The sequence below is a fragment of the Roseivivax halotolerans genome, assembly GCF_900115815.1.
GTDB lineage: Bacteria > Pseudomonadota > Alphaproteobacteria > Rhodobacterales > Rhodobacteraceae > Roseivivax > Roseivivax halotolerans.
Genome location: NZ_FOXV01000002.1, coordinates 257,813 through 282,043 on the forward strand (window position 1 = coordinate 257,813; position 24,231 = coordinate 282,043).

Consider the following 24,231-nt stretch of genomic DNA (forward strand, 5'->3'; position numbering starts at 1 on the left):
AGGCGTCCAGAACACAAAGACAGGAGAATCGAAAAAGCGCCGTTGTGTCGCGGTTGGAACCAAACCGCTCAGATGCCACTTAGCCCTCATGGGTAGCTAGAAACGGCAGACAATTATGAATTTGAACCTTTGTTGTGTCCCGCTGACGGTTTTGGCCGTCTCGGTGGCCAGTGCGGCAACGGCCGAAGTCGAACTTTCCATTTATTCAGGCAAGCAAGGCGCTCCCGACAGCCAGTTCGAGGGGGATTATCCCGGCGGCGGCTCGTTCGATCGTGACGTGTCCTGGAACGGCAAATCGTTCTCCGCGCCGCCTTATTATGGCGTGCGTGGCACTTGGTGGCAGGACAGCGGCCTCGGCTTCGGCGCAGAGTTCACGCACAGCAAGGTCTATCTCGACGGCTCCGACCAGGACGCGCTCGGCTTCGACGATTTCCAGCTGACCGACGGTCTCAACGTCATCACGGCGAACGCGATGTATCGCTGGCAGAACGCGGCGGGGCCCGTGACACCCTATGTCGGTGCGGGTCTCGGCTTCACCTTGCCCCATGTCGATGCCGAGGTCGGCGGCGAGAAAACCTACGGATACCAGTTCGGCGGCCCGGCCATGCGCCTGATGGCAGGGGCCAGCTACGACGTGACCGAGCGGGTGGCCGTGTTCGGGGAATATCAGTTCACCGCGTCTCGGAACGATCTCGACCTCGATGGCGGCGGCGATGTGCAGACCGACATCACCACCAACGCGGTCAATGTCGGCGTCTCCCTCAAGTTTTAGGGAGCCGCCGCCTCAGCGTCATCAGCTTGAACGCGACGATCACGACATAGGCGATGCACAGCACGACAAGACTGATCCAGGCGTAGATGAACAGCAGCGCCCCAACGGTCACGAAAGCCACCAGGAAAACCTTGGCGTTCCGGCGCGGCACCTTCGTCGTCTTGAAGGACCAGGTCGGAACGCGGCTGACCATCATCAGCCCCACCCCCATCACGTAAAGCGCCAGCAAAAGATCCGGCAGCACCGGCTGCAGGCCGAAGGCGAAGGACACGAACATCGGCAGCATCGCAAGCATGGCCCCCGCCGGTGACGGAACGCCCGTGAAGTAGGCCTCCTCTCCGCCTTTGCCGCCTGCCTCTTCCTTCCGCGCCACGTTGAACCGCGCAAGGCGCATCACGCAGCAGATCGCGTAGACGACCACCGCCAGCCAGCCGAAACCGCGCAAATCCTCGAGCGCCCAGAGATAGAGCAGGAAGCCCGGCGCGACCCCGAAATTGAGAAAATCGGCGAGACTGTCGAGTTCCGCCCCCATCTTGCTATCCGAGCCCAGCGCCCGCGCCAGCCGTCCGTCGAGCCCGTCGAGCACGGCCGCGAGCAAGATCATCTGCACCGCGAGTTCCCAGCGCGCATCGAGCCCGTAGCGCAGCGATGTCAGCCCGAGCCCGATCGCCGTCAGCGTCAGCATGTTCGGAATGAGCTGAACGAGCGTCAGCTTGTCGCTGCGGGGAGGCTCGGCATCTTTCATGACGCGGGACCGTCCAGCCGGGCGATCACGCTCTCGCCCGCGATCATCGTCTGACCGAGGGCGACCTCTGGCTCCACGCCTTCGGGCAGGTAGACATCGAGCCGCGAGCCAAAGCGAATGAGACCGAACCGCTCGCCCCGGCGCAGCGGCGCGCCTTCCTCGGTGAAGCAGAGAATGCGCCGCGCCACGAGGCCCGCAATCTGCGTGACGCCAAGCGTGCGCCCGTCCCCCATCTCGAGGATCAGCGAATTGCGCTCATTGTCGTCTGAGGCCTTGTCGAGCGAGGCGTTCAGGAACTTGCCCGGCTTGTAGGCGACGCGAGTCACGCGGCCTGCGACCGGCGCGCGGTTGATGTGGCAGTTGAACACCGACATGAAGACCGACACACGCATGAGCGGCGTGTCGGACAGGCCAAGCTCGGGCGGCGGCACGGCGCGCTCGATCAGCGAGACCACGCCATCGGCGGGAGATACGACAAGGCCCGGCGCATCCGGCACGACCCGTTCGGGGTCGCGGAAGAAATAGTAGCACCAGATCGTAAGACCGACGCCGATCCAGCCCAGCGGCTCCCAGATGACGAAGAGGATGAGCGCGACCACCGCGAAGACCGCGACGAAGCGCTTCCCTTCGGGGTGCATGGGCTTGATGAAGGTATCGCGCATCCGCATGAGTGCAGGCCTTTGGCAAGTGAAACTCTGCGCGGGTCGGTACTCTTGACCGCTTGAACGCGCAAGGGCGCGGCGTCTGCCTCAGCCTTGCGGCGCGGTCTCCTGCATCGACGCGCGATCGGCGAACCGCGCATACCAGGCGGACAGTTCGGGATGGCCGTTCCGCCAGCCACGCGCCTCGTGCCTGAGGTCGAGATAGCCAAGCGCGCAGCCAAGCGCGATCTGCCCGGCATCGACCGGCCCGGCGAGATGGCTCATCCAGCGCGCCTCGAGCGCATCGAGCGCGCGGGCCACTTTCAGCCATTGCGCCTCGACCCAGTCCTCCGATTGTTTCTCGGGCTCGCGGAAGCGTCCTTCATAGACCATGGTAAGTGCTGCATCGAGCATCCCGTCCGCCGTCGCCTCCAGCGTCAGAACCTCCCAGATCCGGCTTTCAGGGTAGAAGCCGGCGCCGGCCTTGGCGTCGAGATAGCGGCAGATGACCCGGCTGTCATAGAGCGTCCCGCCATCGTCCCGCACGAGCGCAGGTATCTTGCCGAGCGGATTGAGCGCGGTCAGCTCGGGATCGGGGTCCATCGGCGAATTCGCACCGGAGATCAGCTCGACCCCGTCGATCAGACCGGTCTCGATCAGCATGACGTGGACCTTGCGGACGTAGGGCGACGGGCTGAGCTTGTAGAGTTTCATCGGGCGGCCTCCTCTGGCTGACGCCCGGACTATCGAAGCTTGCCGCGGCAAGCACAAGCCTAGCGCGCCTTCGGGTGCGCCGCCTCGTAAACCTTCATCAAGTGCACCTCGTCGACCGAGGTATAGGCCTGTGTCGTCGAAAGCGAAGCGTGGCCCAGAAGCTCCTGGATCGCCCGCAGATCGCCGCCTGCAGCCAGAAGATGCGTCGCGAAGGAATGCCGCATCGCGTGCGGTGTCGCGGTCGCGGGCAGCCCGAGCTGCATGCGCGCGGCCTCCGTCACCTTCTGCACCGCGCGCGGCGACAGCGCTCCGCCCCGGAGGCCGCGAAAGACCGGCGCATCCGCCGTCATCTCGTGCGGGCAGAGCCGGATATACCGCTCCACCGCATCCCGCGCGACTGGCAACACCGGCACCACGCGCTCTTTCCCGCCCTTGCCGAGGATACGCAGGCTGGCCCCGAGCGGCAGATCTGTGCCGGTCAGCCCAAGCGCCTCGGAGATCCGCAGTCCCGAGCCGTAAAGCAGCGTCACCACCGCCGCGTCCCGCGCGCCGATCCAGCCCGCGCGGCCCTGATCTCCGACGCTATCGATCATCGCGCGCGCGGCGTCCTCGTTGAGGGGACGGGGCAGCTTCTTCTCGAATTTCGGGGCACGGGCCGACAGGACGGCTGTCGGCTCAAACCCTTCACGCTCGGAAAGCCAGCGATAGAATGACTTCACCGACGAGAGTTTGCGCGCCATGCTCCGGGGGCTGGCCCCGCCCTGGCGCAAGGACGCCATCCAGGCGCGCATATCCGTCACGCTGATCCGGGACAGCGCGCCAAGGCCCTTGGGCTCGCCGTGATATGTCACCATGAAGGCGATGAACTCGATGACGTCGGCGCGATAGGCTTTCTCGGTATTCTCGGACTGCCCTTTCAACGCGCGGGCAGTCTCGAGCCAGGCCCCGAGCGCGTCGCGCGCTTGCGGCGAGAGCGCGAGGCTCACTGCAACCAGCGCCGCATCGACCGTTCAAACACTCCGGCGAAGAAGGCCAGAAGGTCGGTGCCGTGCTGCGGCGTGAACTGGTGGGGGTCTTCGGCGCCCATGACGAGCATGCCCGGCAGGCGCCCCTCGCCGAAATCGAGCTTGAGGCACGCTTCCGAACGCACCCAATCGGCGATCTCACCATAGAATTCGGGATCTCCGCCTTCCATCTGGCGCAGTGTGACCTGACGGATCGGGGCGGAACGGCCGTTCGCGATATAGCTGTCGATGAAGCCGGGGCGCACGACGCTCAGCACGCCGCCAAGCCGCGCGACCGCCGGATCGTCCTGAGCGGAATCGGTGCTCTCCAGCACGAGTTTCACGCAATCGACGCGCAGGATATCCGCAACTTCACCACCGAGATCGCGCAGGAACGGCTCGAATTCGGTCGGGTCGAGAAGCCGCAGGATCGCGCGGTGAATCTGGTTGGTGCCGGCGAGGTTTTCATAGGCGGCCGCGATGACCGAACGGTGCGTTTCCTCGAGCCGGTCGAGCCGCGCCTCGAGACGCTCCATCGCGATGCCGCGCAGATCGACGATGTTCGAGCCCATCGATCGCTCGTTCGCCGCCACGAGCGCGCGCATCAGATCCTGATCTTCGAGAAGAAGGTCCGGCCGTTCCATCAACGCGCTACGCAGGGACGGATCGATCTTGGGCTGGCTGGTCATCGTGCCTCATCCATGTTGGAGCTCCTTGTGCCCGGAGCTTGGACCGATCTTTTCCCGTCTGGGCCACGTTCTGTCAACGCGCACGCAATGCAAGAGCGGGCTTCGACAATCGGGGTGCCTTTGAGGTCACGCCTGGCCGAGATAGGCACGCAGGCTGTCGGGCGGGTCGGAAAAGAGCGCCTCCGTCTCCCGCGGCGGCTCCGCGACGCCGTCCGCCACGAGCACCGTCTGGCTGGCAAAGCGGCGCGCATCGGCGGGATCGTGGCTGACCATCAGCGCCAGCGCGCCGAGCTTGTCCGCAAGCTCGGCCACGCGGCTCAGCATCTCGGCCTTGAGCGCCGGACCAAGCGCCGCGAAGGGCTCGTCGAGCAGGATCACCGGCCGATTCTGCAGCAGCACCCGCGCCAGCGCCGCCCGGCTCGCCTGCCCGCCCGACAACTCCGCCGGTTTGCGTGCGCCGAACCCGGCGAGCCCGACCTCGGCCAGCGCCTCTTCGATCTGCTGGTTCTCGTGGGCACTCACCCGCCCGCCACCCAGCCGCAACGCAAGTCCGAGATTCCGCGCAAGGCTCAGGTGCGGAAAGAGGTTTTGGTCCTGGAACAGCGAGGCGACCGGCCTCGTGCCAGGGGCATCGGCGGTAATGTCCCGTCCTTGCCAGAGAATCCGCCCCGCCTCGGGCCGCCGAAATCCAGCAATCGCATCGAGGAGCGTCGACTTGCCTGCCCCCGATGGTCCGACCACCGCAACGCGGCTCCGAGGCTCCAGCGTCATCTCGGCGCGCAGCGTGAAATCGCCCGCGCGCATCACGAGCCCATCAAGTTCAAGCACCGACGCGCCCTCCCCTGTCGAAGAGCCAGAACAGCGCCAAGCTCGCCATCAGGAGAAGCAGCGCCGCGCCCTGCGCCGCCTCCATCTGGTAGCTTCCCATCAAGCGATAAACCTGCAGCGGCAAGGTCGCGCGGTCGGGATCGGCGAAGAGTGCGATGACGCCCAGATCGCCCATCGACAGCGCCGCCGTCAGCCCCGCCGCGAAGCCCAAGGGCCGCTTCAGGCGCGGCAGCAGCACCCAGCGCGTCCAGGCCCACCCGCTAAGGCCGAGCGATCCGGCGAGCCGGCCGAAATCTTCCCGGATCGCCTCGGCCTCGGGCCGGAGGATACGCAGCGCGAAGGGCAGGCTCACCAGCGCGTTCACGAGCGCCGTGACCGGCAGCGCCAGCGCGAACGGGTTCATGACGGGCCGGACCAGCAGGAACAGCCCGGTGCCAAGGACGAGCGGCGAGATGGCGATGCCGAGAAGGCCCAGAAGCTCTCCGCGCCGGGTCGCGAGCGGCAGCGCCCAGAGAAGGCATAGCGCGGTCGAGGCGAGCGCGACGCTCAGCGAGTGCCAGGCGGCCTCCAGCGTTCCGGCACCGAGCTGCAAGAGCCCCGGCGCGCCGCGCAAGGCCACGAGCGTCAGCGGCGTCAGCAGGAAGAGCGCAACGATCAGGATCGCGCCTCCATCGAGAAGGCGTGCCCCGAAGCCCCGCCCGTCCCAGCGCGCCACGCGCCGATCGAGCCCCGCGCCGAAGCTCGCCCCGCCCGAGAGCCGCAGCGCCACGAGCCCCGCCACGACGGCAAGCGCCAGTTGCAGAAGCGAGAGCGAGGCCGCGCGCCCGAGGTCGAAGTCGAACCGCATCGCCTGGTAGATGGCGAGCTCCACCGTCGTGGCGCGCGGGCCGCCCCCGAGCGTCAGCGCGACGGCAAAGGACGACAGGCATATCACGAAGATCACTGCGAAAGCCCCCGGCAGGATGCGCGCCAGCATCGGCGCTTCGAGCGTGCGGAACATCGCCCAGGGGCTGAGCCCGAGCGACGCCGCAAGCCGCAACCGCTCCCCCGGCATGGCAAGCCAGCCTTGCAGGACGAGCCGCGTGGCCAGCGGCAGGTTGAAGAAGACATGCGCGATGACCACCCCGTGCAATCCGTAGATCGTCATTTCCGGCAGGCCCAGCGCAGCGAGGCCCCGGTTGACGATGCCATTCGATCCGAACGTCGCGATCAGCCCCAGAACGGCCACGATCACGGGGAGAATGAACGGCGCGCCCAGAAGCGCAACGAGGAGCCCGCGCCCCGGAAAGTTGCGCCGGGCGAGCGCCCGCGCGACGGGCACGGCGAAAAGCACGCTGAACCCCGCCGATAGCGTCGCCTGAACAAGCGTGAAGCGCAGCGCCTGCCCGTCACCGGGCGCGAAGGCCGACAGCCCTCCCGCCCGGATCAGCACCGCGGCGACCGGCACCAGCGTCAGCGCCAGCACCGCCGCGGCCGCGATCAGCGCGAGAGACCGGCGCGCCATGCCTCGATCGCCTGATCCTTGAGTTCAGCTGCCTCGTCCTCGGAGTAGAACAGCACTTCATCCGGCAAGTCGAGTTGCCGGAACCCGTCCGGCCAGCGCTCCTGCGGCAATGCCGCCGGGAACGACCAGTTGCCCGTCGCGATCATCTCCTGGAACTCCTCCGACAGGATGAAGGCCATGAAGTCCTGCGCAAGCTCCGGCACATCTGTCGTCGATGTCACCGCGGCCAGCTCGACCATGAAGTAATGCCCCTCGGGGAAGATCGCCGCCTTCACCGTGTCGTCGTCCTCGGCGATGATGTGGTAGGCGGGCGAGGTTGTGTAGGACAGAACCATGTCCGCCTCGCCATCGGTGAAGAGCCCGTAGCTCTCGGACCAGCCCTTGGTCACGGTCAGCACGTTGTCCGAGAGGTCCGCCCAGGCGGCCTCTGCCTCCTCGCCATAGACCGACTGCACCCAGAGCGCGAGCGCGAGGCCCGAGATCGATGTGCGCGGATCCTGGATGACGAGTCTCAGATCATCGCCCGCCTCACGAAGCGCGTCGAAGCTCTGCGGCGGCTCTGCCAAACGCTCGGTGTCGTAGACGAAGGCGGTATGCCCGTAATTGAAGGGCAGGAAGATATCGTCGGTCCAGTCGATCGGCAGCGTCAGCGCATCCGTGTCCTGCCCGTGGGGCGCGAAGAGACCGCTTTCGCGGGCGCGCTTGGTCACGTCGGTGTTGAGCCCGAACACCACGTCCGCCTCGGTCGCCTGCCCTTCGAGCAGAAGCCGCGGCAAGAGATCGCCCGGCTTGAACTGAAGATCGCAGTCGCAGCGCGCCTCGAACAGCTCTTCGATCTTGGGGCCCGGCCCCCATTCGGAGACGATGTAATCGCCAGCATAGACAGTGAGCACGTTCTCCTGGGCGAGCGCGGTGCCCGCGGTGAGCGTGGCCGCTGCAAAAGTCGTGAGGGCTTTCATGGTGCCATCCTTCCATTTGCGGCGGATGGGCAAGATACTGCGGGCGCTGCCGGCAAACCTTCCCTCCGCCGGTGTTAACCGGTTCAGGTTCAACGGGTTCGCGGCATCACCGCATCTCAGCCTTCCGGCACCCCGAGGTACACAGAGACGTAATCCTGCCCGCTGCCGCTGACAAGGCGAAACGGCTTGAGGGGGGCGCGGGCCTTCTTTAGGACAAGCGCGACCAGCTATTTCGGAGCGGCGAGATGAGTTTCAACACGTTCGGCCACCTGTTTCGCGTGACGACCTGGGGCGAAAGCCACGGTCCCGCGCTCGGCTGCACGGTGGATGGCTGCCCGCCCGGGATCGCCATCGACGAGGCCGCGATCCAGCACTGGCTCGATCGCCGCAAGCCGGGGCAGAACAAGTTCACGACCCAGCGGCGCGAGGCCGACGCGGTTCGCATCCTCTCGGGCGTCTACGAAGGCCGCACCACAGGGACGCCGGTGCAGCTGATGATCGAGAACACCGATCAGCGCTCCAAGGATTACGGCGATATCGCGGAGACCTTCCGCCCTGGCCATGCGGACATCACCTATTGGCAGAAATACGGTCATCGCGATCCGCGGGGCGGCGGGCGTTCCTCGGCGCGTGAGACCGCGGCGCGGGTGGCTGCCGGAGGATTGGCGCGTGCGGTTCTCGCCGAGCTGGCCCCCGGCCTCGCGATCACCGGCTACATGGTGCAGATGGGTCCGCATTCCATCGGCGAGACCCGCGAGATGGACGAGATCGAGAAGAACCCGTTCTGGGTGCCCTCGGCAAAAGCCGCCGAGGACTGGGCCGCCTATCTCGACGGCCTGCGCAAATCCGGCACTTCCTGCGGCGCGATGATCGAGGTTGCCGCCTCGGGCGTGCCCGCCGGTCTCGGCGCCCCGGTTTACGCCAAGCTCGACACGGAGATCGCCGCCGCGATGATGTCGATCAACGCGGTGAAAGGCGTGGAGATCGGCGAGGGCATGGCAGCGGCCGCGCTCACCGGCGAGGCCAATGCCGACGAGATCTTCCTCGGCAACGACGGCGCGCCGAGCTATTCCTCGAACCACGCAGGCGGCATCCTCGGAGGCATCTCCACCGGCCAGGACATCGTCGCGCGATTCGCGGTCAAGCCGACCTCCTCGATCCTCAAGTCCCGCGCCTCGATCACCAAGTCGGGCCAACCGACCGAGGTCGTCACGAAAGGCCGCCACGATCCTTGCGTCGGCATCCGCGCGGTGCCGGTGGGCGAAGCCATGATGGCTTGCGTGCTGCTCGACCACCTGCTTCTCGATCGCGCCCAGACCGGCGGCGCGCGCGGCCGGATCGGGGCGTAAGGGGGCTTGCTGCCCCCTCTTCGGGGCGTGCCGCCCCGAATTCACCCCCGCCGGTATTTGGGCCAACCCAAAGACAAGGGCGCGCGCTTTTGGTTTTGGGTTGGTGAAAATACCGAAACGCGCCCTCTCCGCATGCGCGGCGGCCGGGCGGAGACGCTACTCCGCCGCCTGCGCGGCAAGGTCCAGACCACCTATCTCGGACAAGGCGGCAATGACCGCCTCCGCCCCTTCGCCCTTGCGGAGTGCGGTAAAGAAGAAGGGTCGCCCGGCGCGCATGCGGGCCGCGTCCCGCTCCATCACCTCGAGCGACGCACCTACATGCGGGGCGAGATCGGTCTTGTTGATGACAAGGATGTCCGAACGGCAGATCGCGGGGCCACCTTTCCGCGGTATTTCTTCTCCCGCCGCGACATCGATCACATAGATCGTCACGTCGGCAAGCTCGGGCGAGAAGGTCGCCGAGAGGTTGTCGCCACCGGACTCGATCAGGATGAGATCGAGATCCGGGATCGCCACGTTGAGCTCGGCGATGGCGGCGAGGTTGATCGAGGCGTCCTCGCGAATCGCGGTATGCGGGCAGCCGCCCGTCTCGACGCCGCGAATGCGTTCGAGGGGCAAGACCTGCCGGCGCATCAGCTCCTCGGCATCCTCCTGCGTATAGATGTCATTCGTGATCACGGCCATCGAGAGGCGCGGGCCGAGCGCGGCGCAGAGCGCGGCAGTCAGCGTCGTCTTGCCGGCGCCGACCGGGCCACCGATGCCGACGCGCAAGGGACCGTTGGGAGAGGACATTGGGCGGGCTCCTTTCAGGATCGGAAGAGTTTCGTCTGCAGCGTCTCGTGGCGCATCGCCGCGATGTCCATCAGTGGCGAGAAGGTGCCGAGATCATCGAGTTCGGCGCGCATCGCGTCATCCGACACCTCGGCCACGACCGGCACCAGTGACGCGATCGCGCGCTGCCCGTCGCTCTGGCCGAGCGGCACGAGGCGCATCGCCGCGCCCGCATAGGTCGACACCGCGTTCAGCAGGAATGTCTCGAGCGCCGCACGAGGCTCGAGCGACAACAGATGCACCCCGCGGCCTGCGGCGACCGGATAGGCCATGTCTGGCAGATCGAGCCCCCAGACGGCGCGGACCGTGGCCGCGAAGGCCGCGCCCGTAAGCGCCGTCTCGCGCCGCCGATGCGCGGCGCCAGAAAGCGCGGAGGCCAATTCGTCGAGCGCCGCGACGTCGTCACCGCGCGCGGCATGGGCGAAAAGAACCGCGTCCTGCCAGCCCGCGCCGTGTCGTGCCCAGGTCTCGAGCCATGCCTCCAGATCCTCGCCGGTCGCAAGGCCACCCTCGGCGACCAGCGTCTCGATCCCGTGCGAATAAGCGAAGCCGCCTGTCGGAAAGGCGGGTGAGAAGAGCTGATGAAGGGTCAGCCCGGCCTCAGCCATGGCTATGCTCATGCGGGCCGTGGCCGTGCGAATGGTCGTGACCGTGAGTGCGGCCGTGGCCGTAGGCCCCTCCCTCTGGAGTGAAGGGCTCCACCACCTCGCGCGTCTCGGCGCCGAGCCTGCCCAGAAGATCGGCCATGACGTGATCGCGCTGGATCAGAAGGCGAGATGCCTCGATTTGGCAGGGGGTGTGGCGGTTGCCGATATGCCAGGCGAGACGCACGAGATCGCCGCCCCTTATCTCAAGCAGCTCCTCGGGCGCGGCGGCGATGGCGATCTCGCCCGCCTCGGTGACCAGCACCCCGCCAGGATCGAGCGAGGTGGTCTGCGGCAGATCCACGAGGCAGCGCCGTCCGTCCTCGAGCGCGATCACCCGGCGGCGCAGGAAGCGGCCTTCGTAATCCAGCACCGCGCATCCGATCGGCGCGGCATGGGCGTGTCCGTGATAGGTGCGTGCGATAAAATCGGTCATGTCTCAGAACAGGAAATAGCGCTGCGCCATCGGCAGCTCGGTTGCAGGTTCGCAAGTCAGAAGCTCGCCATCGGCGCGCACTTCGTAGGTCTCGGGATCGACCTCCATCTTCGGCGTCGCATTGTTGAGCTTGAGGTCGCGCTTGCCGATGCCGCGCGTGCCGCGCACGGCGATCGTCTCTTTCGCGAGACCCAGCTCCGCACCGATGCCGGCCGCCTGCGCGGCTTCCGACACGAAGGTCACGGCAGAGCGTTCCACGGACCGCCCGTAGGCTCCGAACATGGGGCGCGAATAGACCGGCTGCGGCGTCGGAATGGAGGCGTTGGGGTCGCCCATCTGCGCCATCGCGATGGTGCCGCCCAGAAGCACCATGTCCGGCTTCACCCCGAAGAAGGCGGGCGACCAGAGGCAGAGATCGGCGCGCTTGCCCACCTCGATCGAGCCGATCTCATGCGCGAGTCCATGCGCGATGGCCGGGTTGATCGTGTATTTCGCGATGTAGCGGCGCACGCGCATGTTGTCGTTCTCGCCGGCCTCCTCGGGCAGGCGTCCGCGTTGCTTCTTCATCTTGTCGGCGGTCTGCCAGGTGCGGATCAGCACCTCGCCGACGCGGCCCATCGCCTGGCTGTCGGAGGCGATGATCGAGAACGCGCCCATGTCGTGCAGGATGTCCTCGGCGGCGATGGTCTCGCGCCGGATGCGGCTTTCGGCAAAGGCCACGTCCTCGGGCACGCGCTTGTCGAGGTGATGGCAGACCATGAGCATGTCGAGATGCTCTTCCAGCGTGTTCACGGTGAAGGGCCGCGTCGGGTTCGTGGAGGAGGGCAAAACGAACTCCTCCCCGCAGATCTTGATGATGTCGGGCGCATGGCCCCCGCCCGCCCCCTCGGTGTGGAAGGCGTGGATCGTGCGGCCCTTCATGGCCGCGACCGTGTTCTCCACGAAGCCGCTCTCGTTCAGCGTGTCGGTGTGGATCATCACCTGCACGTCGTAATCGTCCGCGACCGACAGGCAATTGTCTATGGATCCGGGCGTCGTGCCCCAATCCTCGTGCAGCTTGAGCGCGCAGGCCCCCGCGCGCACCTGCTCCTCGAGCGCGCCGGGCAGAGAGGCATTGCCCTTGCCAGCGAAGGCAAGGTTCATCGGAAACGCATCGGCCGCCTGAAGCATACGCCCGATATGCCAGGGCCCGGGCGTGCAGGTCGTCGCCAGCGTGCCATGCGCGGGGCCTGTGCCGCCGCCGAGCATCGTCGTCAGCCCCGAATGCAGCGCGTCCTCGATCTGCTGGGGGCAGATGAAATGGATATGCGAATCGAACCCGCCCGCTGTCAGGATACGGCCCTCGCCCGCGATGGCTTCTGTGCCGGGGCCGACGATGATATCGACGCCGGGCTGCGTGTCGGGGTTGCCCGCCTTGCCGATCTTGTGGATGCGCCCGTCCCGGAGGCCCACATCCGCCTTGTAGATGCCCGTATAATCGACGATCAGCGCGTTGGTGATGACTGTGTCGACCGCGCCAGCTTCGCGGGTCGCCTGGCTTTGGCCCATGCCGTCGCGGATCACCTTGCCGCCGCCGAACTTCACCTCCTCCCCATAGACGGGCGCGTTGCCGGTGCCGGAGGCTTCGGCGATGAGGTCGCGCTCCACCTCGATGATGAGATCGGTATCGGCGAGCCGGAGCCTGTCGCCGATCGTCGGACCGAACATCGCGGCGTAATCCGCGCGAGAGATGGTGGCGGGCATGGGTCGCGGGCTCCTTGGATGCGTCGGATCAGAGCCTTGCCGGGGCGCGTGATCTTGTCAAATCCACTCGGAGCAGCGGCACAGAAGCCCGCCTCGCGCGATAGATCACGCAAGACGCTGACAAAATTATATAATTTTGTCAGCGCGCTCGATCACTCCACGCGAAACTCCTCATCCACCGGCACCTGCATCGCCGTGACGAGGCCGTTCGTCTGCATCGCCATCCCGATGACGCGCAAAAGTTCAGCATATTGCGCCTCGCTCATGCCCTTCGCCCGCGCCGCGGCGGTGTGGGAATGGATGCAATAGGTGCAGGAATTGGCCGTGGAAACGGCAAGATAGATCATCTCCTTCGTCAGAGGATCGAGCGCGCCTGGCGCCATCACCGTCTTCAACCGCGCCCAGGTTGCGGCCAGAAGCTGGGGATCATGCGCCAGCGCACGCCAGAAATTGTTGATGAAATCGGTGCCGCGGGTGGCACGGATATCCTCGAAGACGGCCAGCGCTTCGGCGCTGGCCTCCTCGTCGCTCAAGAGCCTGACGGTCGCCATCAGACCAGCGCGAAAATGCGTGCGGGCCCGCCCGTGCCGCCGACGTGGTTGGGCGCACCGACGACAAGCGTCGCCCCGGCAGCCGGCACATTCTCGAGCCCGGCAAGATTCTCGATCCCGTAGCGCCCCTCGGGCAGCCAGGCGTAATGCGTCGCGAAATCCGCCGAGGGCCCGTGATCGAGCGAGAGCGTATCGACGGCGATCGCCCCTGCACCGGTTTCGAGCAGCATCTGCGTGGCCTCGACGTGAAAGCCCGGCCAATGACCGACACCGTCATCGTCCCGCCCCACGAATTGCTCCGCATTGCCGGACTTCGCGGCCCAGCCTGAATGCATTGCAACGCAAGCGCGATCGGGAATGTCGCCATTGGCGTCGATCCAGGCTTGCAGGTCGTCGGGCGTCACCTGCGCGTCAGGATTTTCGGCGGCCTTGGCGGCGATGTCGATCACGCACAGGGGCACAACGAGGTCCGTCACCGGGATCTCGTCCACCGACGCCCCGTCCGCCGAGAAGTGCAAAGGCGCGTCGATATGGGTCGCGGTATGCTCGTTGATCGAGAGGTTGAAGAGGTTGAACCCATCACTCTCGAAGGCGAATTCCTGCTCCATCGAGATACCGGGCGGGCCGAAAAAGGTCGGGAAGTCAGGGCTGAGCTTGTGGCTCATGTCTACGACGCTGCCATGCCCCTGGGCCATCGCGGGCGGCGCGGCCACGACCCCGCCCAGGGCCGCACCGGCGGCAAGCCCCGCACTGGCGGAAAAGAATTGCCGGCGTGACAGCATCCGCTCCTTCACGCGGTTCATCACACAGATATCACACATCTTGACGCTCCCTGTCTGGTGGATGCTCGACAGGAGCCTGCGCTGCCTCTGAGGGTCAGCCTAGCACGGATCGCCTCCGCTGGAAGATCAGACCGGCGTTGCGTGCCCCTTGCGCGGCGGCAGGCCCGGCGGCACGGAAGGCTGTCGGCGCGCGCTGCGCCGCGGCTCTGCGGGCACCGCTTCGAGCTTGCGGCGCCCGGGTGCAGCAGCTTTGCGCGGTGCTGCGCCAGGCGTCACGCCGCAGGCGTTCATCGGCATCTTCACGCCCCAGAACGCCTCGGCGGAGCTTTGCGCCATCGCGCCCAGCAGGATCTGCGACATCTTGATCTGCTGCGCCCAGATCGCGCCTGTCCAGGCGCACCAGAGCTGCGTTGCGTGGATCGGTGTCAGCATATTTCTCACTCCCTTGTCGATCTGCGGCCGCAAACTGCGCCCGCACCGGTCGGAGGCGCGAACCCGCGAGGTCCAAGCCGTCCTCGCGTCACTCCAATCCGAGGTTTCGCAGATCCTCGGTCCGTACCTCCGTCAGCCGCGTGAGGCACATGTAGAACAGCATGTTCTGCATCGTGCCGCCCCGTGCGGCCAAGCTTTCCGCTTCGCAGGCCTGGTCGCGAAACGGGATCCAGGCGCGCTGTGCGTCGCGCAGAATATCGGCGGCGGGCACCTGATCCGCGGGCAGGCCCTCGTCCATCCGCCGGGCCCAGGCCATCGCTTCGCCCCAGGCGGCGTTCAGCTCCGCATCCGCGGCCTCGTAGTCGCGGGCCGCACAGCCTGTCATCCCCACCTGGGTTTGCGGATCGCGGCAATCAAGCTCCTGTGCGTGCCCCAGCGTCGCATAGGCGGCGGTCAGCGCAATGATCCCGAGACCCGTTCGCATCAGAGCGCCCCCATGACCTTCTGGTTGAAGCCGAAAACCCGGCGGTCCCCCTGATACGGGATGAGCGAGACCTCTCGGCGCTGGCCTGGCTCGAACCTGACCGCGGTGCCCGCGGCGATGTCGAGACGCAGGCCCCGTGCCGCGTCCCGGTCGAAATCGAGCGCCGGGTTGGCTTCGGCGAAATGGTAATGCGAGCCCACCTGCACCGGCCGATCGCCGGTATTGGCGACCATCAGCGTGATCGCCTCCCGGCCTTCGTTCAGCGTGAGGCCGCCCGGCGCGGGGAAAAGCTCGCCCGGGATCATCGCCGCCGGTCCTTGCGCGTCTCGGCCCGCCTGCGCGCGACCATCAGCTTGCCCGCGAGCGCAATCACGGCAAGGGCGCCCGCGACGGCCAGCCAGCTTGCCCCGTCATGGGGGTGCAGGTGCGGGCCTGGATGCGCGGCAGCCGGACCGGCAAGGATCATCAGGGGAAGGGCATAGCGCATGAAGGTCTCCTATCGGATCGGGTTGTGAACGGTGACGAGCTTGGTGCCGTCGGGAAAGGTTGCCTCGACCTGGACCTCGTGGATCATCTCGGGCACGCCTTCCATGCATTGCTCGGCCGAGATCACCTCGGCTCCCGCCTGCATCATCTCGGCGACGCTGCGCCCGTCGCGCGCGCCTTCCACGACCGCGTCGGTGATGAGCGCGATCGCCTCGGGATGGTTGAGCTTCACGCCGCGCTCGAGACGGCGGCGGGCCACTTCGGCGGCCATGGCGACAAGCAGCTTGTCCTTTTCGCGCGGGGTCAGATTCATCAAATCATCCAGGGTCGGGGCAGTTCGCTGCCGGAAAGATATCGTAACAGAGGCACAAGTCTTTGACGGATGTCAAAACCGTCATCGGCGAGGATCCGCGCCACGACAAGTCCCGGAAGGGGCGCGGAGGCACCGCCGCGCGCGGGCAGGAAATCCCGGATCGCGGGCAGCCGCGCGTCGATCCCCGGCGCCGCGATCACCAGCGACGCCATCGCCCGCGCACCGCCCGCCACGTGAGCGCCCCCCAGCCGGGCCCGCGCATCTCCGCGAAGTGCAAGACGATCGGAATGGATAAGCCGGCCCGCGCGCCGCAATTCGATCCGGTCGCGCAAGTTCAGCTGCGTAACATCTTCCCCCATCGCGGCACGTCCGAAGATCAGCGTCTCGATCCCGAGAAAGGTCGCATCCTGAGCCATCTCCACCTGCAGATTCCGGTCGAGCGCCGCTCCCTGGAAGAAGATCGTCTCCTGCGGCAACCAGTGCAGGCGCGCGCCCGCGCCAAGGCTGAGCCGCGTCGTCATTCGCCCCGTCTCGGCGCCGCGCGCGCGGTAGATCCGCTCCGCCGCCTGGCTCGTCAGCGAGAGCGCGGCCCCGTCTTCCGCGCACGCATCCAGAGCGAACCGGTCACCCCCGGTAATCCCACCCGCGGTGTTGAGCCATGTCGTCTGCAACATCTCTCCGGCACCATGCGGAAAGAGCAGCTTCGCCGATCCCGATTGGCCCAAAGCGCGGAGTCGACTCGCGCCCCGCGCATGCCTGACCGAGAGGCTGGCCCGCCCCCTCGCGCGGGTCAGCGCCGCGCCGTCATGTGATCTGTCGTAAGGGATCGCCACGCTCCCGGCCCTGTCCTCAGCCATACCGCCTCCTCGCGGCCGCCGCGTGCAATCCACCCGGCGCAAGGCCCCGCGCGAGCCGGTTCCCTTCCGCCGCAGCGCTCAAAGAATGAGCAGTGCAAGAGCCGGATTGCCCGCTTTCCGTGCAGGCTGAGATCACGCCCGGTCTGCCGCCTTCTCGGGCGCGAGCGGCGTGTAGGCGCAACGCTCGGGCTTGATGTCGAGAAGCGGCGTGCCGTCGATGCAGTCAAGGCCGCGCACATGCAGAACCGCGTTTTCGCGCCCGATCAGCGCGACCCGCGCGAGACCGATCGGGTTTGGCCGCACCGGGGAGCGCAGCGAGAATGTGCCGCGCACCGCCCCATCCGATTTCGGGCTCTGCGTAACGAGATCCCTCCGCGACCGGTCGAGCCAGTATAGGACATCGAGTTCCGCGAATGCCTCGATCCCGTCGAGCGCCCCAGCCCAGCGCGGCAAAATCTCGAGCCTGCACACCGGCCCGTCACGCCGCCCCTGCCTCGGGCAATCGGCACGCGTGGCGAAGGGCGTCCGGCAGATCCCGATGAAATAGAGCCCCGCATCCGGCGCGTCGGGCAGATCCGTGCGCGTCTCGTTCTCTCGGATCCCGGTCATCCCGTCGCTCTCCCGCCGTGGTATTCATCCGGCACTCTAGACCGGCCCGCATCGCTTGCGCCACATCCGCTTGCCGCGCGCCGCACCTGCCGCCATAGTCCGCCCGGCCCGCCACCCAATGCAAAGCTTGCCGCATGCCCGAATTCCTGACCGTGAAAGAGCTCGCCGAGCTTCTGCGTATCAAGGAGCGCAAGGTCTACGACCTCGCCGCTTCGGGGTCCGTTCCGGTCTCGCGCGTCACCGGCAAGCTGCTGTTTCCCGAAAACGAGATCCGCGCCTGGATCGCGGGCGAAAGCACCCGGCCCGAACCCGACCGCACGCCGCGTCCGCCCGTCTTCCTCGGAAGCCACGATCCGCTGCTCGAATGGGCCCTTCGGCAAGCGCGGCCCGGTCTTGCGACGCTGTTCGACGGCTCGGGCACGGGATTGGCCCGGTTCGCGCGCGGTGACGGGTCGGCGACGGGTCTGCATATCCCCGGCGCGGACGGCGATTGGAATATCGCCGCGGTCGAAGACGCGGCCGCCGGGTGCGATGCGGTGCTGATATCCTTCGCGCGCCGCCGCCGCGGCCTGATCCTGCGCCCTGACATGGCCGGCCGCGTGACATCGCTCGCGCATCTCAAGGATCTCTGGATCGCGCCGCGTCCCTCGGGCACCGGGACCGACACGCTCTTTCGCCAGACGGTCGAGGAGGCAGGCCTCGCCCATGACGCCCTCCTCTTCACCGGCGTCGCCCAAAGCGAGGAAGACGCGGTCTTCGCGGTCAAGCACGAGGAAGCCGATACCGCATTCGGCCTCGAGGCGCTCGCCGCGACGCACGGGCTTACCTTCCTGCCCATCGCCGAGGAACGCTTCGACATCCTCGTCGACCGGCGCGCGGCCTTCGAGCCACCGCTTCAGGCCCTCTTCGCGGTGATGCGGTCGGAGCCGTTCCGCGCCCATGCAGCGCAATTGGCCGGCTACGATGTCACCGGCGCCGGCGAGGTGCGCTGGAACGCCTGACCGGCGCGCCCGGGTCAGCAGACCCGCGATCCGCTCCTTGGGTTGGCGCAAATACCGCGGGGTGAATTGGCGGCTCTGCCGCCAAGAGGGGCAGCGCCCCTCAGACGCCGACATCGGGGCCGAGGCACACCATTTCCTGCGCCTCGTCCGCCTCGTAGAGTTCCGTTCCGAACTCACCACCCTCGAAGACAGCGCGCAGGCCAGATCCTTCCTCGAAGAAGCTCCAGCATTGCGGCGCGGGATCGTCCTCGTAGACAAAGCAGATCTGGTCACCCTCGGGATACCAGATACCGTCCTTGCAGCGCCCATCGAGGAAGGACCAGCGCACGCGGCGGCCGGGCATATAACGCTCGATCCCGTAGGGAACGCCCGCTTCCGAGAAGGTCAGCGTCTTGCCGGCGACGTAGTCCTGGAACTCTTGGGCGCTCATCGGGCTCTGGGCCGAGACCGGGCCAGAGAGGAGCAGGGCACAGAGGGCGGCGGCATATCTCATGGCCCTCATTCTGCCAGCACCGGCTCCGGCGCGAAAGACGCGGCGCGCGTCCAGGCCCTTGCCCGCCGGTCCATCACCCGCCGCCAGAGCGGCGGAACGAGCGCGAGGACCGCCATGACCGGCAGGGAATGCGGCAGGATGGGCATCGCCTCCCGGTCAAGGCGCAAACCGGGATAGGCCCGGCCCGGATTGGCGTGGTGATCCGAATGGCGCGGTGCGTTCAGCATGAGGCCCGAGGAAAAGCCCTGCCGCGCGTTCCACGAATGCCGAGCCCCCATCGGCTCGAGCCGCCCGCCCTCGCGCGGCGCACGCATCAGCCCGTAATGCTGCACGTAATCGGACAAGAGGAGTTGCAGCTGCGCGTAGATGCAAAGACCGACATAGGCGAGAAGGGCCGAAGGGCCGCCGAGCAGGCCCACCCCGACGAGCGCCGCCAAAGCCCCGCCTCCATAGATCGCGTAAGGATGCAGGCGGCGCTTGCGGGCCGACAATGCCTGCTCCGCCCGAAAGCCCTGCCGGAACGAGCCGGCCCAGGCCCGCGCCGCGTAGCGCCAGAACCCCTCCCCGAGCCGCGCCGTGTTCGGATCGCGATCCGTGGCCGCGTGCACGTGATGCACGAGCCGGTGCGCCGAGGCGTGATGCCCGAATAGAAGGCTGGTATAGACCGCAACCCCAAGCGCGCGCGGCGCGCGGGCGCCGCGATGAATGAGCTCATGAGCGTTCGAATTCGACACCTGCCCCAGAAAGAGCGCGAGCCCGAAAAAGAGCGCGATCCCCTCCCAAGCCTCGAGCCTGCCACTGCCAATCGTCAGCGCCCCGCCGAAAAGAAGGGGGAAATGCACAAGGCCCAAGACAACCGACAAGCCGAGGCCCGCGGGAAACTCCGCGCCCTTCGGCGCATCCGGCGCGGCAAGGCCCGCGATCTTGTCCATGAAGAACGTGAAGACGGTGATGTAGAAAAGGGCCGCCCCGGCATATCCCCCGCCCAGCACGAGACCGGCCGCGAGAAGCGCGACCAGCGTCAGCGTGATGATGGTGAACCGTGTCATGCCTCTGCCCTGCTGCCCCGGTATTCGCCTCGAACGTCCTCTATAGGAAAAATCCGCCGCCACTAAGACCGGATCAAGGCACCATGACGTCGCAACGGGACGGAAATTCGCCGCATCGCGCCTGACAGCCCCCACCTCGACCCTGTATTCGGGGCCGCGAGAGGCTCGTTCGAAGGACAGGTTCATGGCGCTCGATGACAGCAAGACACCGTGGAAATCCGGCCGCGGCAAGGGGCGCCCGATCCCCAAGGGCCGCGCGCTCGACGATACCGCCCACGACGAGGTCCGTGCGCTTCTCGGCGACCGGCCGCGGCGCCGCGACCTGCTGATCGAATTCCTGCATCTCGTCCAGGACACTTACGGTCATATCTCGGCGGCCCATGTCCGGGCTCTCGCCGAGGAGTTGAAGCTCGCGCAGGTCGAGGTCTACGAGGTCGCGACCTTCTACGCGCATTTCGACATCGTGAAAGAAGGCGAGACGCCGCCGCCCGCCCTGACCGTGCGTGTCTGCGATTCGCTCTCCTGCGAGCTGGCCGGGGCCGAGGCGCTGCGCGCGGCGCTCGAGGAAGGACTCGATCCGTCGGAGGTCCGGGTTGTCCGCGCACCCTGCATGGGCCGCTGCGACACCGCGCCCGTCTGCGAGCTCGGGCACAACCATATCGATCATGCCACGCCCGAGCGGGTAGAAGCCGCCATCGCGGCGGGCGAGACCCATGTCCATCTTCCCGATTACGAGGCGCTCGACGCCTACCGCGCGGAGGGCGGCTATGCCGCGCTCGGCATGTTGCGGAAAAGCGGCGACTGGGAACAGGTTCAGGACATGATGCTCTCCGCCGGTCTGCGCGGCCTTGGCGGGGCAGGCTTTCCCTCGGGCAAGAAATGGGGCTTCGTGCGCGCCGAAGCGGGCCCGCGCTACCTTGCGGTCAATGGCGACGAGGGCGAACCCGGCACGTTCAAGGACCGCTACTATCTCGAGCGCGTCCCGCACCTCTTCCTCGAAGGCATGCTGATCGCCGCCTGGGCGGTCGAGGCCGATCGCGTCTATCTGTATATGCGCGACGAATATCCGGCCGTCCTCGAAATCCTGCGCCGCGAGATCGCCGCGCTGGAAGAGGCAAAGATCGTCGTGCCGGGATATATCGAGCTGCGCCGCGGCGCGGGTGCCTATATCTGCGGCGAGGAAAGCGCGATGATCGAATCGATCGAAGGCAAGCGCGGCCTGCCCCGGCACCGCCCGCCCTATGTCGCGCAGGTCGGCATCTTCAATCGCCCTACCCTCGTCCACAACGTGGAGACGCTCTACTGGGTGGCACGCGTCTGCCGAGACGGCCCCGAGGTTCTCTCCGGCACCGAGAAGAACGGCCGCAAAGGGCTGCGGAGCTACTCGGTCTCGGGCCGCGTCGCCAAGCCCGGCGTCTACCTTCTGCCGGCGGGCTCCACGATCCGCGACATCGTCGAGGCCGCGGGCGGCATGGCCGAGGGTCACGTCCTTAAGGCCTACCAGCCGGGGGGGCCGTCCTCGGGCCTTCTGCCCGCGACGCTCGATGACATCCCGCTCGATTTCGACGTCCTGCAGGAGCACGGCTCCTTCATCGGGTCGGCGGCGGTCGTGATCCTGTCAGACAAGGACAGCGCGCGCGGGGCCGCGCTGAACATGCTGCGCTTCTTCGAGGATGAAAGCTGCGGGCAATGCACGCCCTGCCGGGTCGGCTGCGAGAAGGCCGTGAAGCTGATGCAGGCCGAACGCTGGGACCAGGACCTCCTCGAAGAGCTGAGCCAGGCAATGGTCGACGCCTCGATCTGCGGTCTCGGCCAGGCCGCGCCGAACCCGATCCGGCTGGTGATGAAGCACTTCCCGGGCGAGGTTTGATCCGGCAGTCGCCCGCCTTGCGGGCGGCATGTCTGGCGCGATGAGCCCTTGGCTCATCGCGCGGTGCGAGGGCCCTGCCCTCGCGCTCCCGCGGTATTTAGGCCAACCCAAATTATCAGATCAGCCGTATTTCGAGACCGGGGTCCCCGCCAGCGCGGCCATGTTGAGCAGCCCTCGCGTTGTGATCGAGGGAGTCACGATGTGCGCGCGGTTGCCCATCCCCATGAGGATCGGACCGACCTCGAGCCCTTGCGCGGTCATCTTGAGGATGTTGCGCACGCCCGAGGCCGCATCGGCATTGGCGAAGATCAAAACGTTCGCCTTTCCGCTCATGCGGTTGTCGGGCAGAAGGCGCTGGCGCAGCTCGGGATCGAGCGCCGCCTCGACGCTCATCTCGCCTTCGTACTCGAATTCGCGCGGCGCGGCATCGAGCACGGCCAACCCCGCGCGAATTCGCTCCGCCGCCTCGCTGTTCTGGTTGCCGAATTGCGATTGCGAACACAGCGCGATCTTCGGCTCGAGGCCGAAGCGCCGCACGTGCCGCGCCGCACCGAGGGCCGCTTGCGCGATCTGATCGGCCGTCGGGATGAAATGCACATGGGTGTCGGCGATAAAGAGCGGCCCGTCCTCCAGAATCATCATCGAGAGCGCGCCGTGCGGGTATTGCGTCTCGCTGCCGAGAACCTGCGTGACGTAGTTGAGGTGCCAGCGATATTCCCCGAACGTGCCGCAGATCAGGCTGTCGGCCTCGCCGCGATGCACCATCACCGCGCCGATCGCCGTCGAGTTCGTACGCATGATCGCGCGGGCAAGGTCGGGCGTGACGCCGCGCCGGGCCATGATCTCGTGATAGGTCTTCCAATAGTCACGGTAGCGCGGATCGTTCTCGGGGTTCACGATGTTGAAGTCGCGCTCGGGCCGGATCTCGAGGCCGAGCCGCTCGCAGCGCATGTTGATGACCTCGGGCCGGCCGATCAGGATCGGCTGCTCCGGCGTCTCTTCCAGCACGGCCTGGGCGGCGCGAAGGACGCGCTCGTCCTCGCCTTCGGCAAAGACGATGCGGCGGGAGGCTTCGGCGGCGGCATCGAAGACCGGCCGCATCAGGAGCGCGGAGCGATAGACGCTCGCGCGCAGCTTGGCCTTGTAGGCATCCATGTCCTCGATCGGGCGCTCGGCGACGCCCGAGGCCATCGCGGCTTCAGCCACCGCGACCGAGACCGTGGCCGAGAGGCGCGGATCGAAGGGTTTGGGGATGAGATAGTCGCGCCCGAAGGTCAGGCTTTCGCCGCGATAGGCCGCCGCGGCCTCGGCGCTCGTGGTCGCACGGGCCAGCGCGGCGATGCCCTCGACGCAGGCGATCTTCATCTCGTCGTTGATCGTCGTCGCGCCCACGTCGAGCGCGCCGCGGAAGATGAAGGGAAAGCAAAGCACGTTGTTGACCTGGTTCGGAAAGTCCGACCGGCCTGTCGCGATGATCGCGTCGGGCGCCACCTGGCGCGCGAGATCGGGCAGGATCTCGGGATTGGGATTGGCGAGCGCGAAGATGATCGGTGTCTGCGCCATCTTCTCGACCATCTCGGGCTTGAGGACATTCGGCCCCGACAGCCCGAGGAAGAGATCCGCGCCCTCGATCACGTCACCGAGGGTCTTGGCGGTGCTGCCCTGAGCATAGGCCGCCTTTTGCGGCGTCATCTCGGTCTCGCGGCCCTCGTAGACGAGCCCGTCGATATCGCAGAGCCAGATGTTCTCGCGCTTGACGCCGAGCTTGACGAGCATGTTGAGGCACGCGATCCCGGCCGCGCCCCCGCCCGTCGAGACGACCTTCACGTCCTCCAACGTCTTTCCCGCGAGCTTCACCGCGTTCAAGGCCGCCGCCGAGACGACGATGGCGGTGCCGTGCTGGTCGTCGTGGAAGACGGGGATGTTCATCCGCTCGCGGCAGATCTCTTCGACCACGAAGCAATCGGGCGCCTTGATGTCCTCGAGGTTGATCGCGCCAAAAGACGGCTCAAGCGCGCAAACGATGTCGGCAAGCTTCTCGGGGTCGCTTTCGTTCACTTCGATGTCGAAGCAATCGATGCCGGCGAATTTCTTGAAGAGAACCGCCTTGCCTTCCATCACGGGCTTCGAGGCGAGCGCGCCGATATTGCCGAGGCCGAGGACCGCTGTTCCGTTGGACACGACAGCGACGAGATTGCCGCGCGAGGTGTAATCACGCGCGGCTTTCGGGTCGCTTTTGATTTCGAGACAGGCCTCTGCAACGCCGGGCGAATAGGCCCGCGCAAGGTCGCGGCCATTGGCGAGCGGCTTGGTCGCGCGGATTTCGAGCTTTCCGGGTTTCGGAAACCGATGATAATCGAGCGCCTGCTGGCGCAGCGTGTCGCTGGTCTGGTCCGACATGAAAGCCCTCGTCCTCGTGTATCGAAACGAGGGCTAGCTCAATTC

At 66.9% G+C, this 24,231-nt stretch carries 28 protein-coding genes and 1 riboswitch; of the genes, 4 read left to right on the forward strand and 24 right to left on the reverse strand.

Annotation, left to right across the window (positions count from 1 at the left end):
* The first annotated feature begins 115 nt into the window (after nt 1-115).
* On the forward strand, nt 116-772 hold the full coding sequence (locus BM171_RS04175; RefSeq protein WP_093009562.1) for an outer membrane protein: 657 nt from the start codon (nt 116-118) through the stop codon (nt 770-772).
* Here BM171_RS04175 and pssA read toward each other — a convergent pair.
* From pssA to BM171_RS04215, 8 genes are all read right to left on the reverse strand, one after another.
* Nucleotides 762-1,517 carry a CDP-diacylglycerol--serine O-phosphatidyltransferase gene (gene pssA, locus BM171_RS04180; RefSeq protein ID WP_093009563.1) on the reverse strand — a complete coding sequence of 252 codons (756 nt, stop codon included), beginning with the start codon at nt 1,515-1,517 and terminating at the stop codon, nt 762-764. The genes BM171_RS04175 and pssA overlap by 11 nt on opposite strands.
* Nucleotides 1,514-2,185: a phosphatidylserine decarboxylase gene (locus tag BM171_RS04185; protein ID WP_093009564.1), complete on the reverse strand. Its 672-nt coding sequence runs from the start codon at nt 2,183-2,185 to the stop codon at nt 1,514-1,516. Before BM171_RS04185 ends, pssA begins: the two co-directional genes overlap by 4 nt.
* 81 nt (nt 2,186-2,266) lie before the next feature.
* Entirely contained in the window at nt 2,267-2,872 is a 606-nt protein-coding gene (locus BM171_RS04190) for a glutathione S-transferase (RefSeq protein WP_093009565.1), read from the reverse strand.
* 59 nt (nt 2,873-2,931) lie between these two features.
* The gene (locus BM171_RS04195; RefSeq protein WP_093009566.1) at nt 2,932-3,858 is read right to left on the reverse strand and encodes a tyrosine recombinase XerC; all 927 of its coding nucleotides are present in this window, start codon (nt 3,856-3,858) and stop codon (nt 2,932-2,934) included.
* Nucleotides 3,855-4,565, reverse strand: a complete 711-nt coding sequence (locus tag BM171_RS04200; protein ID WP_093009567.1) for a DUF484 family protein — start codon at nt 4,563-4,565, stop codon at nt 3,855-3,857. The genes BM171_RS04195 and BM171_RS04200 overlap by 4 nt, the downstream gene beginning before the upstream one ends.
* Before the next feature lie 126 nt (nt 4,566-4,691).
* Entirely contained in the window at nt 4,692-5,393 is a 702-nt protein-coding gene (locus BM171_RS04205) for a thiamine ABC transporter ATP-binding protein (RefSeq protein WP_093009568.1), read from the reverse strand.
* Nucleotides 5,386-6,897, reverse strand: coding sequence for a thiamine/thiamine pyrophosphate ABC transporter permease ThiP (locus tag BM171_RS04210; RefSeq protein WP_093009569.1), 1,512 nt, complete (start codon nt 6,895-6,897; stop codon nt 5,386-5,388). Before BM171_RS04210 ends, BM171_RS04205 begins: the two co-directional genes overlap by 8 nt.
* Entirely contained in the window at nt 6,873-7,856 is a 984-nt protein-coding gene (locus BM171_RS04215; RefSeq protein WP_093009570.1) for a thiamine ABC transporter substrate-binding protein, read from the reverse strand. The genes BM171_RS04210 and BM171_RS04215 overlap by 25 nt, the downstream gene beginning before the upstream one ends.
* A 43-nt stretch (nt 7,857-7,899) precedes the next feature.
* Nucleotides 7,900-8,001: riboswitch (TPP riboswitch) on the reverse strand.
* A gap of 100 nt (nt 8,002-8,101) precedes the next feature.
* Between BM171_RS04215 and aroC the strand changes: the two genes are divergently transcribed.
* Nucleotides 8,102-9,205, forward strand: a complete 1,104-nt coding sequence (gene aroC / locus BM171_RS04220; RefSeq protein WP_093009571.1) for a chorismate synthase — start codon at nt 8,102-8,104, stop codon at nt 9,203-9,205.
* Between the two features lie 156 nt (nt 9,206-9,361).
* Here aroC and ureG read toward each other — a convergent pair whose 3' ends face one another.
* The 13 genes from ureG to tsaA all read right to left on the reverse strand — a co-directional run bounded on the left by ureG (nt 9,362) and on the right by tsaA (nt 17,373).
* Complete coding sequence (ureG, locus tag BM171_RS04225) at nt 9,362-9,997, reverse strand: urease accessory protein UreG (RefSeq protein WP_093009572.1); 636 nt, start codon at nt 9,995-9,997, stop codon at nt 9,362-9,364.
* A 14-nt stretch (nt 9,998-10,011) separates the two neighbouring features.
* Nucleotides 10,012-10,644 carry an urease accessory protein UreF gene (locus BM171_RS04230; protein WP_093009573.1) on the reverse strand — a complete coding sequence of 211 codons (633 nt, stop codon included), beginning with the start codon at nt 10,642-10,644 and terminating at the stop codon, nt 10,012-10,014.
* The gene (locus tag BM171_RS04235) at nt 10,637-11,116 is read right to left on the reverse strand and encodes an urease accessory protein UreE (protein ID WP_093009574.1); all 480 of its coding nucleotides are present in this window, start codon (nt 11,114-11,116) and stop codon (nt 10,637-10,639) included. Before BM171_RS04235 ends, BM171_RS04230 begins: the two co-directional genes overlap by 8 nt.
* A 3-nt stretch (nt 11,117-11,119) precedes the next feature.
* Nucleotides 11,120-12,859: an urease subunit alpha gene (ureC, locus tag BM171_RS04240; RefSeq protein WP_093009575.1), complete on the reverse strand. Its 1,740-nt coding sequence runs from the start codon at nt 12,857-12,859 to the stop codon at nt 11,120-11,122.
* A gap of 152 nt (nt 12,860-13,011) precedes the next feature.
* Nucleotides 13,012-13,410 carry a carboxymuconolactone decarboxylase family protein gene (locus tag BM171_RS04245; protein WP_093009576.1) on the reverse strand — a complete coding sequence of 133 codons (399 nt, stop codon included), beginning with the start codon at nt 13,408-13,410 and terminating at the stop codon, nt 13,012-13,014.
* The gene (locus tag BM171_RS04250; protein WP_093009577.1) at nt 13,410-14,231 is read right to left on the reverse strand and encodes a cyclase family protein; all 822 of its coding nucleotides are present in this window, start codon (nt 14,229-14,231) and stop codon (nt 13,410-13,412) included. Before BM171_RS04250 ends, BM171_RS04245 begins: the two co-directional genes overlap by 1 nt.
* Nucleotides 14,232-14,318: 87 nt before the next feature.
* Nucleotides 14,319-14,624, reverse strand: coding sequence for a hypothetical protein (locus BM171_RS04255; RefSeq protein ID WP_093009578.1), 306 nt, complete (start codon nt 14,622-14,624; stop codon nt 14,319-14,321).
* A gap of 88 nt (nt 14,625-14,712) precedes the next feature.
* Nucleotides 14,713-15,108 carry a lysozyme inhibitor LprI family protein gene (locus BM171_RS04260; protein WP_093009579.1) on the reverse strand — a complete coding sequence of 132 codons (396 nt, stop codon included), beginning with the start codon at nt 15,106-15,108 and terminating at the stop codon, nt 14,713-14,715.
* Nucleotides 15,108-15,413 carry an urease subunit beta gene (locus BM171_RS04265; RefSeq protein ID WP_093009580.1) on the reverse strand — a complete coding sequence of 102 codons (306 nt, stop codon included), beginning with the start codon at nt 15,411-15,413 and terminating at the stop codon, nt 15,108-15,110. The genes BM171_RS04260 and BM171_RS04265 overlap by 1 nt, the downstream gene beginning before the upstream one ends.
* Nucleotides 15,410-15,595: a hypothetical protein gene (locus tag BM171_RS04270; protein ID WP_093009581.1), complete on the reverse strand. Its 186-nt coding sequence runs from the start codon at nt 15,593-15,595 to the stop codon at nt 15,410-15,412. Before BM171_RS04270 ends, BM171_RS04265 begins: the two co-directional genes overlap by 4 nt.
* 9 nt (nt 15,596-15,604) lie before the next feature.
* Nucleotides 15,605-15,907: an urease subunit gamma gene (locus BM171_RS04275; protein ID WP_093009582.1), complete on the reverse strand. Its 303-nt coding sequence runs from the start codon at nt 15,905-15,907 to the stop codon at nt 15,605-15,607.
* The gene (locus tag BM171_RS04280) at nt 15,907-16,764 is read right to left on the reverse strand and encodes an urease accessory protein UreD (protein ID WP_093009583.1); all 858 of its coding nucleotides are present in this window, start codon (nt 16,762-16,764) and stop codon (nt 15,907-15,909) included. The genes BM171_RS04275 and BM171_RS04280 overlap by 1 nt, the downstream gene beginning before the upstream one ends.
* A gap of 132 nt (nt 16,765-16,896) precedes the next feature.
* On the reverse strand, nt 16,897-17,373 hold the full coding sequence (gene tsaA / locus BM171_RS04285) for a tRNA (N6-threonylcarbamoyladenosine(37)-N6)-methyltransferase TrmO (protein ID WP_093009584.1): 477 nt from the start codon (nt 17,371-17,373) through the stop codon (nt 16,897-16,899).
* Between the two features lie 134 nt (nt 17,374-17,507).
* On the opposite strand from tsaA, the gene BM171_RS04290 reads away from it, so the two are divergent.
* Nucleotides 17,508-18,374, forward strand: a complete 867-nt coding sequence (locus BM171_RS04290; RefSeq protein WP_093009585.1) for a helix-turn-helix transcriptional regulator — start codon at nt 17,508-17,510, stop codon at nt 18,372-18,374.
* A 100-nt stretch (nt 18,375-18,474) separates the two neighbouring features.
* On the opposite strand, the gene BM171_RS04295 is transcribed toward BM171_RS04290, so the two are convergent.
* Both BM171_RS04295 and BM171_RS04300 read right to left on the reverse strand, forming a co-directional pair.
* On the reverse strand, nt 18,475-18,867 hold the full coding sequence (locus BM171_RS04295) for a hypothetical protein (protein WP_093009586.1): 393 nt from the start codon (nt 18,865-18,867) through the stop codon (nt 18,475-18,477).
* A gap of 5 nt (nt 18,868-18,872) precedes the next feature.
* On the reverse strand, nt 18,873-19,916 hold the full coding sequence (locus BM171_RS04300) for an alkane 1-monooxygenase (protein WP_093009587.1): 1,044 nt from the start codon (nt 19,914-19,916) through the stop codon (nt 18,873-18,875).
* A 184-nt stretch (nt 19,917-20,100) separates the two neighbouring features.
* On the opposite strand from BM171_RS04300, the gene BM171_RS04305 reads away from it, so the two are divergent.
* Entirely contained in the window at nt 20,101-21,786 is a 1,686-nt protein-coding gene (locus tag BM171_RS04305) for an NAD(P)H-dependent oxidoreductase subunit E (RefSeq protein ID WP_093009588.1), read from the forward strand.
* Nucleotides 21,787-21,906: 120 nt separating this feature from the next.
* Here BM171_RS04305 and BM171_RS04310 read toward each other — a convergent pair whose 3' ends face one another.
* Nucleotides 21,907-24,186, reverse strand: a complete 2,280-nt coding sequence (locus BM171_RS04310) for an NADP-dependent malic enzyme (protein WP_093009589.1) — start codon at nt 24,184-24,186, stop codon at nt 21,907-21,909.
* Between the last annotated feature and the right edge of the window lie 45 nt (nt 24,187-24,231).